The sequence below is a fragment of the Streptomyces sp. M92 genome (genome assembly GCF_028473745.1).
GTDB lineage: Bacteria > Actinomycetota > Actinomycetes > Streptomycetales > Streptomycetaceae > Streptomyces.
Genome location: NZ_CP101137.1, coordinates 3,336,832 through 3,350,046 on the forward strand (window position 1 = coordinate 3,336,832; position 13,215 = coordinate 3,350,046).

At 66.4% G+C, this 13,215-nt stretch carries 12 protein-coding genes; 10 read left to right on the forward strand and 2 right to left on the reverse strand.

Translation table 11 applies throughout. The features are described 5' to 3' along the window. From M6G08_RS15235 to M6G08_RS15280, 10 genes are all read left to right on the forward strand, one after another. On the forward strand, positions 1 to 393 hold the full coding sequence (locus M6G08_RS15235; protein ID WP_272587710.1) for a hypothetical protein: 393 nt from the start codon (positions 1 to 3) through the stop codon (positions 391 to 393). Positions 394 to 523: 130 nt separating this feature from the next. Then, positions 524 to 1,222 carry a CmcI family methyltransferase gene (locus tag M6G08_RS15240; RefSeq protein WP_272587711.1) on the forward strand — a complete coding sequence of 233 codons (699 nt, stop codon included), beginning with the start codon at positions 524 to 526 and terminating at the stop codon, positions 1,220 to 1,222. Between the two features lie 42 nt (positions 1,223 to 1,264). After that, complete coding sequence (locus M6G08_RS15245; protein WP_272587712.1) at positions 1,265 to 2,137, forward strand: CmcJ/NvfI family oxidoreductase; 873 nt, start codon at positions 1,265 to 1,267, stop codon at positions 2,135 to 2,137. A 44-nt stretch (positions 2,138 to 2,181) separates the two neighbouring features. Continuing rightward, positions 2,182 to 3,123 (forward strand): 2OG-Fe(II) oxygenase family protein, encoded by a 942-nt coding sequence (locus tag M6G08_RS15250; RefSeq protein ID WP_272587713.1) that lies wholly within the window; start codon positions 2,182 to 2,184, stop codon positions 3,121 to 3,123. Between the two features lie 54 nt (positions 3,124 to 3,177). Then, on the forward strand, positions 3,178 to 3,921 hold the full coding sequence (locus M6G08_RS15255; RefSeq protein ID WP_272587714.1) for an O-methyltransferase: 744 nt from the start codon (positions 3,178 to 3,180) through the stop codon (positions 3,919 to 3,921). Next, complete coding sequence (locus tag M6G08_RS15260; RefSeq protein ID WP_272587715.1) at positions 3,918 to 5,519, forward strand: long-chain-fatty-acid--CoA ligase; 1,602 nt, start codon at positions 3,918 to 3,920, stop codon at positions 5,517 to 5,519. Before M6G08_RS15255 ends, M6G08_RS15260 begins: the two co-directional genes overlap by 4 nt. Positions 5,520 to 5,565: 46 nt before the next feature. Beyond that, positions 5,566 to 6,687 (forward strand): homoserine O-acetyltransferase MetX, encoded by a 1,122-nt coding sequence (gene metX, locus M6G08_RS15265; protein WP_272587716.1) that lies wholly within the window; start codon positions 5,566 to 5,568, stop codon positions 6,685 to 6,687. Positions 6,688 to 6,714: 27 nt separating this feature from the next. Then, on the forward strand, positions 6,715 to 8,079 hold the full coding sequence (locus M6G08_RS15270) for a cation:proton antiporter (protein ID WP_272587718.1): 1,365 nt from the start codon (positions 6,715 to 6,717) through the stop codon (positions 8,077 to 8,079). A gap of 32 nt (positions 8,080 to 8,111) precedes the next feature. Next, positions 8,112 to 9,413 carry an NAD(P)/FAD-dependent oxidoreductase gene (locus tag M6G08_RS15275; RefSeq protein WP_272587719.1) on the forward strand — a complete coding sequence of 434 codons (1,302 nt, stop codon included), beginning with the start codon at positions 8,112 to 8,114 and terminating at the stop codon, positions 9,411 to 9,413. Positions 9,414 to 9,937: 524 nt separating this feature from the next. Further along, positions 9,938 to 10,705, forward strand: a complete 768-nt coding sequence (locus M6G08_RS15280) for an AfsR/SARP family transcriptional regulator (RefSeq protein ID WP_272587720.1) — start codon at positions 9,938 to 9,940, stop codon at positions 10,703 to 10,705. Positions 10,706 to 10,787: 82 nt separating this feature from the next. Here M6G08_RS15280 and bla read toward each other — a convergent pair whose 3' ends face one another. Together bla and M6G08_RS15290 are read right to left on the reverse strand one after the other, a co-directional pair. Continuing rightward, positions 10,788 to 11,726, reverse strand: coding sequence for a class A beta-lactamase (bla, locus tag M6G08_RS15285; protein ID WP_272587721.1), 939 nt, complete (start codon positions 11,724 to 11,726; stop codon positions 10,788 to 10,790). 132 nt (positions 11,727 to 11,858) lie between these two features. After that, complete coding sequence (locus tag M6G08_RS15290) at positions 11,859 to 13,115, reverse strand: L,D-transpeptidase (RefSeq protein ID WP_443048805.1); 1,257 nt, start codon at positions 13,113 to 13,115, stop codon at positions 11,859 to 11,861. Positions 13,116 to 13,215 lie beyond the last annotated feature (100 nt).

Sequence of the window (13,215 nt, forward strand, 5' to 3'; positions counted from 1 at the left end):
ATGAATCACGTACGCACCCTGAAGGCCGCCGTGGTCACGATTGCCGCGACGGCGGCCTGCCACCTCACGATGAATGCCGGGCTCGCGTGGGCCCGCGGTCAGGAGTCGGACCATCCGAACGACTGGGCCGGCACGGTCGAATTCGGTGTCACTCTCCTCGCCACGTGGATGCTGATGCCTCTGATGCTGTGGATCGGGATGCGCGTCCTCGGCGAACGGCGCACCCAACTCCAGTTCATCGTCGCCGCACTGTTGTGGATCGTCGTTTCCCTGATGTACGTCGACGATGTCGACCGCCCGGGCGGGCACATGCCGGCGCCGGCCCTGGTCGTATTCGTCCTGGTGGGCGCACTCCTCGGTGCCCACAACCCCGAGTCCGCCCGTAACGACTGAGAGAAAGGCGCGAATAGAATTCGGAGAGAGCTTAAAGAGGCAGTCAAGAGTGGTGCGGATTAGCATTTGAGTTGCGAAATGTAGTTCACGGGCCAGGGTTCGTCGACGCTTTGGCAGACAGGAGAACGAAGTGAGCGGCCACGCCAATAAGGAGTTCCTGGACCTGAACATGTTCCGTGGCGTAGGGGAAGACCCGGTGTACCGCCCCCCTGTGCTGACGGACCGGCCGCGCGACTGGCCACTGGACCAGTGGGCCGACGCGCCCCGTGATCTGGGGTACGCGGAGTTCGCGCGCTATCACTGGCGCGGTCTGCGGATACTCAAGGACCCGGACACGCAGACGGCACTCCACGATCTGGTCTACGAGGTCAAGCCACGCACGATCGTCGAACTCGGCGTGTACAGCGGAGGCTCGCTGCTCTGGTTCCGTGACCTGACCAGGCTCATGGGAATCGACTGCCAGGTCATCGGGATCGACCGGGACCTTTCCCGGTGCCAGATCCCCGACTCGGAGAAGTCCGGCATCACCCTGCGTGAAGCCGACTGCGCCGACCTGGAGACGTACGAACCGCTCCGCGACGCGGCGCATCCGATGATCTTCCTCGACGACGCCCACGCCAACACGTTCAACGTCATGAGGTGGGCCGTCGATCACCTGCTCGAACAGGGCGACTACTTCGTCATCGAGGACATGATTCCCTACTGGCACAAGTGCAGCCCTCGTCTGCTGGTCGAGTACCTCTCGACGTTCCGCAAGGAACTGACGATGGACATGGTGTACGCGAACGCGAGCGCGCAGCTGGACCGCGGTGTGTTCCGGCGGACATGACATGTGAGCAGGCGTGCGGGGCAGGGCCGCGGGAAGGGCACCGTGACGAACGTATCGACTCTTCTGTACTACAGCGCGCCTCTTGAGCCGGCGGGCCGCGACGACGACTGGTGCATCGACGCGGTCTCCCAGTCGCCCAAGGTGCACCTGAACTTCCGTGTCGTCGGCGTCGAGGCGACCGTCACCGACCTGAGGAACGGCGCACTCTCGCCCGGGCTCGACCGCACGGGATTCGAGAAGCTCGTGTCTCCGACGCGGGTCGACCACCATGCTCTGGCGGCGAAGTCCGACTCGTCGCTGGAGCGGTACCGCAGCGAGCTCAGCGAGCTGTTGACCGCGCTGACCGGGGCCGATCTGGTGCGGTTCTTCGATGTCACCGTGCGGCGACAGGAAGACGGCAGGGTCAAGGGCTCGCCCAGTCAGGCACCGCATCAGCGTGTCCACGTCGACCAGAGTCCGAAGAGTGCCCTGGCTCGCGCGGCGCGTCACGGCGAGCCGGGACGCCGGTTCAGCCGGGTCCAGATCGTCAACGCCTGGCGGCCACTGTTCGGGCCGGTCCGGAATTACCCACTCGCGGTGTGCGACTACCGGTCATTGCATGTTTCGGCCGATCTGGTGCCGACTCGGCTGCTTTTTCCGGACTGGTTGAAGGACCGCGAGACCTTTTCTGTGAAGCACAACCCAGACCACCGTTGGTACTACTGGAACGGAATGTCACCCGACGAGGTGCTGGTCTTCAAGTGCTATGACAGCGCGAGCCGCAGTCTGGCGTCGCCGGCCGAAGGGCCGGAGCACAGTGACCTGATCGACGTCGCCGGCCTCTGCCCGCACACGGCATTCTTCGACGACGGCGGACCGGTTGACGGAACTCTGCGCACTTCGGTGGAAATGCGCGCCTTGCTTTTCTACGACTGACCGTCTCTTCGGTGGTTGAGCCGAGGAAGGAACAGGTGGACACCATGGAAACGACGGTACCCCTCTTCAGCCTTTCCGATCTGCAGAAGGGTGAGGGCGTCGAGCACGAGCGGTTGCGAAAGTGTGTGACAGAGACGGGGGTCTTCTACCTCACCGACTACGGTGCGTCGGACGCGGACCATCGGCTGGCCACGGACACGGCCATGCGGTTCTTCGAGCACGGCACACCGGAGCAGAAGCAGGCCGTGACCACGAAGGACCCGACCATGCGCCGTGGATACTCCGCGCTGGAGGCGGAGAGCACGGCCCAGGTGACCCGGACCGGTCACTACACGGACTACTCCATGTCGTTCTCGATGGGGCGGTCGGGCAACCTCTTCCCCTCGACGGAGTTCCAGTCCACGTGGCAGCGCTACTTCGACCTCCTGTACGCCGCCTCCCGGGAGACGGCACGCGTCGTGCTGAACTCGACCGGAACGTACGACGCGGGGGACATGGACACGCTGCTGGACTGTGACCCCGTCCTGCGGCTGCGGTACTTCCCGGAGGTCCCCGAGCACCGCACCGCCGAGCAGGAGCCTCGGCGGATGGCGCCGCACTACGACCTGTCCATCGTGACGCTGATTCACCAGACGCCCTGCGAGAACGGTTTCGTGAGTCTGCAGGCCGAGATCGGCGGCGAGATGGTGGACCTGCCGACCGTGCCGGATGCGGTCGTCGTGCTGTGCGGGGCCATCGCACCCCTGGTCACCCAGGGCGCGGTGCCCGCCCCCAAACACCATGTGCGCTCCCCGGACGCCGGCCGGCGCGAGGGCAGCGACCGTACGTCGAGTGTCTTCTTCCTGCGCCCCTCGACGGACTTCACCTTCTCGGTGCCCGACGCCCGGCAGTACGGCCTCGATGTCAGTCTCGACGCGGAGACCGCGACGTTCGGGGACTGGATCGGCACCAACTACGTCACGATGCACTCCACGCCCAAGGCCTGAGGGTCACGTTCCTGATCACGCACTCCGTATGCCACACGTTGAGGGAGCAAGTACATGGAGCACAGGTCCGATGCCGTTTTCCGGAAGCCTTCGATCTTCAGGGAGGGCATACGGGAGTACGCGGAGCGGTCCTCTTCGCCGCTCTCGGCCGAGCTGGCGGACATAGCCGCGGAGACCGCGCGGGCCGTTCCCGAGTGGGCGGACATCTCGACGGCTCCCACGCAGGTGGCCTTCCTGCAGATGCTGCTGACCACGGGCCGAATGGAACGCGTGCTGGAGGTGGGCACCTTCACCGGCCACGGCACGGTCGCCATGGCCGCGGCCCTGCCGGACGACGGCGAGATCATCACCATCGACAACTACGTGGCGGACAAGCGCGCCCAGGACGTGGCGAACCAGGCGTTCGCCCGTAGCCCGCACCAGCACAAGATCAAGACCGTGCTGGAGGAGGCTCTGCCGGCTCTCCAGAACGTCACCGGAGACTTCGACCTCATCTTCCTCGACGCGGACAAGCCCAACTACATCACGTACTTCGAGACCATCCTCGCCCGCGGTCTCCTGCGACCGCGGGGCCTGCTCGTCGTCGACAACACCATGTGGGGCGGTGAGGTTCTCGAACTGCGCGAGCTGCCGCCCCTCGAGGAGGCGACGTCCGGCGAGGAGTGGGTGGACCGCATGTTCGCCAGCTGGGCGCACGACGTGGTCAGGTTCAACAAGCACATTGTCCAGGACCCGCGGGTGCGCACCGCGCTGCTCACCGTCCACGACGGTATGACCGTCGTTCAGCTGGCGTCGTGACCGGGCAGGGCGGTATAGGGCTTTCGGTGGGCATGATGCTGCGGCGGGCGGGCGCTGTGGCACCCGGCAAGGAGATACGCGAGGTGGACCTCGCCGGGAGACCCATGGGGAAGTCCTGGGGAGCCTTGCGAGAGCGCGTGGGACGGCTCGTCGACGCCCTGTCGCGTCTCGGCGTCGACGAGGGCGACGCGGTGGCGACGTTCGCCTGGAACAGCACACGTCACCTCGAATGGTTCTTCGGTGTGCCGATGGCGGGCGCCAAGCTGGTGCCGGTCAACGTCCGGTTCTCCGACGAACAGATCGAGTGGGTCGTGGCCCACGCGAACGCCCGGGTGATGGTGGTCGATGCCTCGCTGACCGGACAGGTGGCGAAGCTGCTGCCCCGCCTCGGCTCGGTGCACGTGTTCGTCGTGCTGCCGGACGGGGGCGAGGTGGATCCCGCGTTCGCCGACGCGGTCGACTACGAGCGCCTGTTGGCCGAAGCCGAGCCGGTCGAGCCGCCCGACGTGGCAGAGGACCGGGTCGCCTGCGTCTGCTACACGGGCGGTACCACGGACAACCCCAAAGGTGTCGCGCACTCGCACCGGTCACTGGTCCTGCACTCGCTCGCCGTGTGCGCGGCCGACGCCTACGCGATCTCCGAGCGTGACGTGGTCCTCCCGCTGACCCCCCTGTTCCACGCCGCCGCCTGGGGAATGCCCTACGCGGCGGCCATGACCGGCGCCGGCCTGGTGTTCGCCGGACCCCACCTGAACCCCAAGGCCATCGGGGAGACCCTGAAGCGCGAAGGGGTCACCCTTTCGGCCGGCGTCCCCAGCTTCTGGCTGGCGCTGGACAAGATGGAGCCCGCCGAAGAGGTGTTCGCCTCCCTGGAGCGCATCATCTGCGGTGGCTCGGCGATTCCTTCGGGCCTGGTCCACCGGTACGCCGACCGCGGCGTGACGATGCGGCAGGGGCTCGGCATGACGGAGAACATGGCGCTGGTCGCCCTGACGGACGTCCGGAGCTCCCATACGTCCTTGCCCCTGGACAAGCGGCTCGAACTGCACCACACCCAGGGCCTGGCCGTTCCGGGAGTCGAGTTGCGGCTGGTCGGCGACTCGGGCGAGGTGCTGCCGCACGACGGAGTGACCCAGGGAGAACTGGAGGTCAGGTCACTCTGGGGAGCGACGCGCTACGAGAACCCGGACCGCGTCGACGGCTCGAGGTTCCACGACGGCTGGCTGCGCAGCGGCGACATCGCGACCATCGACACCGAGGGGTACGTTCGCATCACCGACCGCAGCAAGGACCTCATCAAGTCGGGTGGGGAGTGGATCAGTTCCATCGCGGTCGAGTCCGCACTCATGGAGCACCCCGACGTGAGTGAGGCGGCCGTCGTGGCGATGCCGGACGACCGGTGGCAGGAGCGCCCGCTCGCCGTGGTCGTGGCGCGCCCGGGCGCCGAGGTCGCGGCCGAGAACCTGAGGGCCTTCCTGCGGAACCGGCTGATCAAGTGGTGGATGCCGGACCGTTTCGAGTTCGTGTCCGAGATCCCGAAGACCGCCACCAACAAGTTCGACAAGAAGGCGCTGCGCAGCCGTTTCACAGGTCACTGACCCAGGCGGCCACACCGCTCAGCCGTAGACGACGGAGGCATCGCGCATGCGACTGCACAACACCGGAGCCTGGCAACCGGGCGACCCGGAGGGCAACCGACGCTTCGTCACGACCCACTCGGCGGACCACCCGCTCACGCTCATCTCCGGGGAGACCCTGGGACCGGTGACGATGTCCTACGAGGCCTGGGGCGACCTCGACGCGGACCGGAGCAACGCGGTACTGATCCTGCCCCCGCTGAGCATGAGCAGCCACGCGGCGGGACCGGAGGGACCGGGACACCCCGCGGAGGGTTGGTGGGACAGCCTGGTCGGACCCGGCAAACCCGTCGACACCAGCCGCTTCCACGTCGTCGTCGTCAACAACCTCGGCGGCTGCGACGGCAGCACCGGGCCCGCCAGTCTCGACGCGGAGGGAAGAGTCTGGGCCTCACGGTTCCCCGCGCTCGACGTGGTGGACCAGGTCAACGCCGAGGCGGCGCTGGCCGACGCCCTGGGAATCGAGCGCTGGCACACCGTCATCGGCATGTCCATCGGCGGGGCACGGGCTCTGGAATGGGCGGTCTCGCGTCCCGAGCGGGTGGGCCGGCTCCTGCTCCTGGCCGTGGCGGCGGCCACCCGCGTCGAACAGGCCGGGCACACCCAGGTGGAACTGGAGATGATCCGGCAGGACCCCCATTTCCACGGAGGTGATTTCTACCATCTCCCCGAAGGGTGCGGGCCCCGTACCGGCCTCTCGCTCGCCCGTAGCTTCTCGCACATTCGCTATGGAACGGAGGCCTACTGGCAGGAACGGTTCGGCGGACAGGCGTGGTACCACGCATCGGACGACTGCCATGCCGAGTTCCGTGAATACGTACTGGCGCAGGGTGACAAGGTGTGGGAGCGCTTCGACGCCAACTGCTTCCTGGTGCTTTCCCGCACTGCGCTGAGTGCCACCGTGGCGCGCGGCCGCAGAAACATCGCCGAAGCGCTCGCACGCATCACCTGTCCCACTCATGTCGTCGGCTTCTCCACGGACCGCGCCTACCCCAGTGAGACACAGCGCGAACTGGCGAGCGGAATTCGAGGAGCGCAGGCACACATTCTGGAGTCGGAACTCGGGCACTACAGTTTCCTTCTCTCTCCCAAGTTGCTGGAGCCTCACCTGCGTACTGTGCTCGGGTAGAGGACCCTTTTTGACACGAGGGCAGGCATGTCGCAAACCGTTACCCTCGCCGAGGACGAGAACCTGGCACTGGTTCTGAAAGTTCTTCCGGCGATCATCGTGATCCTCATTACCTCCGCCGTCTGCGGCCGACTGGCGATCCTGGTGAAGCAGCCGCGGGTACTCGGAGAAATGGTCGCAGGCGTGCTTCTCGGCCCGACCCTTTTCGGAGCGCTCTTCCCCGGGGTTCAGCAGCAGATCTTCACCGATGAGGTGAAGCCGATCCTGTACGTGCTGAGCACCATCGGCCTCACGTTGTTCATGTTCCTCGTCGGATCCGGCCTCGAGCCCGGCGGCAGTGAGGCGAAGCGCGAGGCCAGACACGCGGGGGTGCTGGCCGTCTCGGGAGTGGCCTTCCCCCTCGCGCTCGGTGCGGGGGCCGGGTACCTGCTGCACGAGAGGGTGTCCCGGCCCGACGTCAGCGAGCTCGAGTTCGCCCTGTTCATCGGTGGAGCCCTGTCCGTCACCGCGTTCCCGATGCTCGCCCGCATCCTCTACGAGCGGAATCTGCAGAACTCCCGGCTGGGACGGATCTCCCTGCTCGGGGCGTCGCTCGACGACGCGTTCGCGTGGTGCCTGCTTGCCGTGCTGACCGCCATGAGCGCCGACGCCGGCAGCGCCGAGGCGCTGCGGACGATCGGCCTGGCCGTGGTGTTCGTGATCGCCATGCTCTTCGGGGTGTCCCGTCTGCTGAAGCCGCTCGGGGACCGCGTCGAACGCACCAAGGAATTCGGGTTCGACCAGATGTATCTGGTCATGGGCGTCGTTCTGCTCGCCGGTCTGTTCACCGACTACATCGGAATCTATTCGGTGTTCGGCGGGTTCATCGCCGGGCTTGCCATGCCGCGCAACTCGGCGTTCAGGACCGCCCTGCACGACCGTATGATGGACATTGTCTGTGTGCTTCTCCTCCCCATATTCTTCGCCTTCTCGGGCCTGAACACCCAATTGAACGGCCTGGCCGGCTGGGCTATGATCATGCCCTTCCTGCTGTTTCTGCTGGCTGGGTTCGTGGGCAAGTACTTCGGATGCGGGCTTGCCGTTCGATCGATCGGCCTGTCCTGGCGCGAGTCGTTTGCGGTCGGGGGTCTGATGAACGCCCGCGGGCTCATGATCCTCATCTTCATCAACGTCGGCCTGGCCCAGAATATGATTACCCAGGAAGTCTTCTCCATGCTGGTACTGGTCGCCGTGATCACCACAGCGACGGCCATACCGCTGTATCGATGGTCTTTGCCCGAACGTCTTGAGAAGAATGCATCCACACGCGAATTGATCTCGAAAGAAGACAATGTGCTCGATCCCTCCGCTCTCGAGGGGCCGCCGCGAGATCTCGAGCAGTCCCAGCGGTAGCGGAAGACGGGCCGGAAAAGAGAGGCAAGGACATGAGTGAGAAACTGCGTGCGAGTTACGACGCGATCGTGATCGGCGGCGGACCGGGCGGTTCGACCGCCGCGGCGACGATCGCCTCTCAGGGCCGGTCCGTGCTCCTGCTGGAGAAGACGGCGTTTCCCCGGTTCCACATCGGCGAATCGCTGCTGCCGTACGTGGCGGGACTTCTCGACCGGATGGGCCTGCTGGAGAAGTTCTCCGAGAACGGGTACGTGCCGAAGCGGGGGGCGGAGTTCACCGATACCGCCGGCGATTTCTGGCAGGTCGACTTCACGACCCAGGGGCCGGGACGGCATCATCAGACGTTCCAGGTGGAGCGCGCCCACTTCGACAACGCTCTGCTGGAGCACGCCCGTGAGGCAGGCGCGGACGTGCTGATACCCGCCACCGTCGACGAGGTCGTCTTCGAGGACGGCCGGGCGGTCGGGGTGCGTTACCGCTACAAGGGAAAGCCCTACGAGATCCGTTCCACCTATGTCGTGGACGCCAGCGGGCGCAGCGGAAAGATCTCCCACGCCTTCGGCCTGCGCCGCAGCGTCGACCAGTTGCGTATGGTCGCGGCCTACCGGCACTACACGGGGCTCGACGAGGACGTCAACCCCGGCCGCCTGGGCGACATCCAGATCGGCAACCACAGCGAGGGCTGGGTCTGGGCGATCCCGATCCGGGACGACACCATCAGCATCGGCACGGTGATGCGCAAGGAGACGTTCCGGCAGGGCGATCGCGAGGAGATCTTCGAGGACCACCGCAACCGCATCCCGCGGATCGTGGAGCGACTGAAGGGCACCGAGGCGCTCACCGAGGTCAGCGTCGAGACCGACTACTGCTATCTGTCCAACCAGGTGACGGGCCCCGGCTGGTTCATGGTGGGCGACGCCGGCTGCTTCGTCGACCCCATCTTCTCGAGCGGTGTGTTCCTTGCGATGGTGACCGGTCGGACGGCGGGGCGCAAGGTTCTGGAGGCCATCGAGAACCCGTCCCTGGAGGATGCGGCGAGGGACGCCTACGAGTCCTTCTACAAAACGGGCTACGACACCTACTTCCGTCTCATCCATGCCTTTTACGAGTTCGACTTCGATCTCGGGAAGTATCACGACCAGCTGCCGGAGACCATCGAGAGGCGGGACATGGCGCTGATGCTCTCCGGCGACTTCTGGAGCCGGGGCAACGCTCTCGCGGAACACCTGAGGAAAGAGTCTCGCTGGGAGGTGTTCGAACCTTTTGAGCCTTCCTACGGCTGCCCGGTGTACCCGGAGCTGGAGGCCGCGTCGCGTGCCGAAGCGGGCAGCTGACAGGGGCGACTCGGCACGGAGATCGGCACAGTCCCTCGCTTGTCGGACACGGCTCGCTCTTCCGCTGTCTTGAAAGCGCCCCCGCCGGGGGGAGACACCGGCTGATACATGTGATTAATCTGAGGTGTGTGAGCAAAATCTTTGTCATGGAGGCTGCCGGCCAGGTCTCGGAGGGTATGAGCTCCCGGCCGGAGCCTTCGACGCGTTGGGCGGCCTGCCGACGCATGCCCTGAAGCCGTGCTCGACAGAAGGAGGTAGGCAAGGGCACAGGTTCTGATGCCGTGCCACCTTCCGCGGGTGAATCGGTTGTCAAGCCACAACTCCCCATGGAAGGCCACAGCAGGCGAAAGCTGCCGGACCGTTCCTCCCACGGGCGAATATTTCGCCCGATTACGGGGGGTAATTTTCTGGCCAGAAAGTCCTGCACGCCATCCGATGTTCGACGCCGCCCTGTCCGCGTAGCCGTCAAAAACGGAAACGGCATGATTTCACAAGGGGGAACCTCAGTGAACACTTGGAACGGTGTGACGATCCAGCTTCTGGGGCCGGTTACTCTCCTGAAGGGACCGGCACGGATACCGATCCGGGGACAGCGGCAGCGCCGCTTCTTCGCCTCGCTGGCCTTGAGACCCAACCAGGTCATCTCCAAGGAAACGATCATCGAGGACTCCTGGGGCGACGAGCCGCCGGTCACCGTCTCGGGGCAGCTGCAAACCACCGCCTGGATGATCCGTACCGCGTTGGGGGAGGCCGGGGTCGGCCGTGATGCCCTCGGCTCGAACGACCGCGGCTACGAGTTGCGGGTGCCGCCGGCGTCTGTCGACCTCTTCGCCTTCCGGGAGACCGTGCGCAGCGCTCGCGAAGCACACAAGCAAGGAAGGTTCGAGGACGCGTCCGAGCTGCTCGACGGCGCGCTGAGCCGGTGGAAGGGCTCGGCCTTCGCCGACGTCACCTCCAGTCGGCTGCACGTGACGGCGAAGTCCCTGGAAGAGGAGCGGACGGCGGCGGCCGAACTGCGTGCCCTGGTCGACTTCGGTCTCGGGCACTACAGCGACGCCATCGCACGGCTGTCGGACCTGGTCCACCGCGACCCCTACCGGGAGGACCTGTACGTCAGCCTCATGAGGGCCTACTACGCGGAGGGCCGGCAGACCGACGCGATCCAGGTCTTCCACCGGGCGAAGGAAATCCTGCGGGAGCAGATCGGGATCAGCCCGGGGGAGAGGATGACGACCGCCATGCAGGCCATCCTTCGTCAGGACGAGAAGGCTCTGTCCGGCGCTCCGGCGTAGGGCTCCGGCACAACGTTGTCGTGGCGTCGGCCCTCTCCCGCGGAGTGACGCCGGTGAGAGGGCCGAGGAGGGAAGGGTGTGGTCAGAGCAGCGTTCTCGCCACGTACGCGGCAGTCTCGGCGAGCAGGGCCTGGTCCCGTTCGGCGTCCTGTGCGGCCTTGCTGGACATGATCGCGATGATCAGTGGCTCGGTTCCCGGGGGCCATACGACGGCGATGTCGTTGAGTGTGCCGTACTGACCGGTCCCGGTCTTGTCGGCCACCCGCCACCCCTTCGGCAGACCGGCCCGGACGCGCTGGTCCCCGGTGGTGTTGCGTTCCATGAGATCACGGAGAAAGGCCCGTTTGTCGGTCGACAGGGCGTTCCCCAGGAGGATCTTCCGGTAATCGCTGCCCATGGCCCTGGGGGAGGACGTGTCCCGGGGATCGTTCGGTACGGCCTGCGTGATCTCCGGCTCGACGCGGTCCATGCGAGTCACCGTGTCGCCGAGGCTGCGCGCGTACGCCGTGATCTCTCCCGGACCGCCCAGCTCCCGGACAAGGAGATTTCCGGCCGTGCCGTCGCTGTAGCGGACCGCCGCATCGCACAACTGGCGGATGGTCATTCCTTTGTCCACGTTCTCCCGGGTGAGCGGGGAGTGCGGCATGAGCTCTTTACTGGTGTAGCTGACGAGCTTACCGAGATGCGAGATCGGATTGCGGTCAAGGACTGCTGCCGCCGCCAGCCCCTTGAACGTCGAACAGAACGCGAACCGCTCGTCCGCCCGGTGGGCGATGACACGGCCGGTGCCGGTGGCGAGGGCGTAAACCCCGAGCCGTGCGTCGAATTCCCGCTCGAGCTGAACGAGTCTCTCGTGCCGCCTGTTCGCGGGGGTGGCCGAGGGGGAGACGGAAGAGGCGGGCCCTTTTCCCGCAGTGGTGAAGGTGGGGGACGCGGACGCGCCCTCCTTGGTGCACCCGGCCAGTGACAGAACCGCTGCCGCCCCCAGGAAAGCGCGGCGGCTGATGGCTGGTTGTGACAATGTGTTGACCTTCTCTTGCTGGTGGCTCGTGTGAGTTGCACACCAGCAAGAAGATACCGAGGGCCAACCGCACCGCAGTTCAACAACACGGCGGCCACTGAACCGCACATACTTGTGCCGCCGCGCCTCGGATCAGGCCTTCCACTTCTCCCAGGACATGTTCCAGCCGTTGAGGCCGTTGTCCGGGGCGATGGTCGCGTCGTTGCTGTTCTTCACCACGACCACGTCGCCGATCATCGAGTTCTCGAAGAACCAGGAGCCCGGCGCCTTCCCGTCCCAGCCGCCGCGCACGTCGCGCAGGCCTATGCAACCGTGGCTGGAGTTGCGGTTGCCGAAGGCGTCGCCGCCCCAGTAGTTGCCGTGGATGAAGGTGCCGGAGGTGGACAGGCGCATGGCGTGCGGGACGTCCTTGATGTCGTACTCGCCGCCGTAGCCGACGGTGGCGCCGTTCATGCGGGTCACGGGGAGCCGCTCGGTGATGACCATCTGGCCGTTCCAGGTCTCGTAGCCGGGCGCGCCGGTGGTGACCGGGACGGTCTTGATCGTCTTGCCGTCCCGCACGACCTTCATGGTGAGCTTCTTGGCGTCGACCACGGAGACCTGGCTGCGGCCGACGGTGAAGGAGACGGTCTTGTCCTGCTCGCCGTAGACGCCGTCGCGGCCCTCGACGCCGTCGAGGCCGAGGTCGACGGTGACCTTGGTGCCGGCCTTCCAGTACTTCTCCGGGCGGAAGTCGAGGCGGTCGTTGCCGAACCAGTGGCCCTCGACCTCGACGGCCGGCTCGGTCTTGATGCGGATGGCCTTCTCGACGTCCTCGGGGTTGGTGATGCCCCGGGTGAAGCGGATCGAGAACGGCATGCCGACGCCGACCTTCGAGCCGTCCTCGGGGGTGAAGTGGCCGATGAAGGTGTTCTCGGGCGTCAGGGTGGTGAAGCGGGAGTCCTCGGCGGCGGTGCGGCCCGCGGAGTCCTTGGCGACCGCGTGCACGGTGTACGTGGTGGCCGCGGCCAGGTGGGTGGACGGCGTCCAGGTGGCGCCGTCCCCGGATATCTTCCCCTCGACCTTCGCACCCTCGGCGTCCTTGACGACGACCTCGGTCAGCTTGCCCTGGGCGGCGGCTATCTTCAGGGCGCCGCTGGTGTCGACGGCCTTGGCCCCGTCCTCGGGCGTGATGCTGACGACGGCCTCGGACTGCTTGCTCTGTGCCGCCGTGGAGTCCTTGGCGTTCTTGCCGTCGCCGCCCGCCCCGGCACCGGAACCCGGCCCGCCGCAGGCGGTGAGTGTCAGCAGCACGCCCAGTGCCAGCGCCGGCAGTGCCCTGCCGCGTCCCCTGCCGCCCCGCCCCCGGGCACCCGCCGGCGACGCCCCCGATATCGGACGCACGTTCAACTTGTCTCCCCTCGCCGGGCCCGAACCGGCCCGCGCCCCAGTGCGCCGACGCGCACGGGCGCATCGTAACCGCAGGCCAGCGGCTCAGGGGACAGGGGAA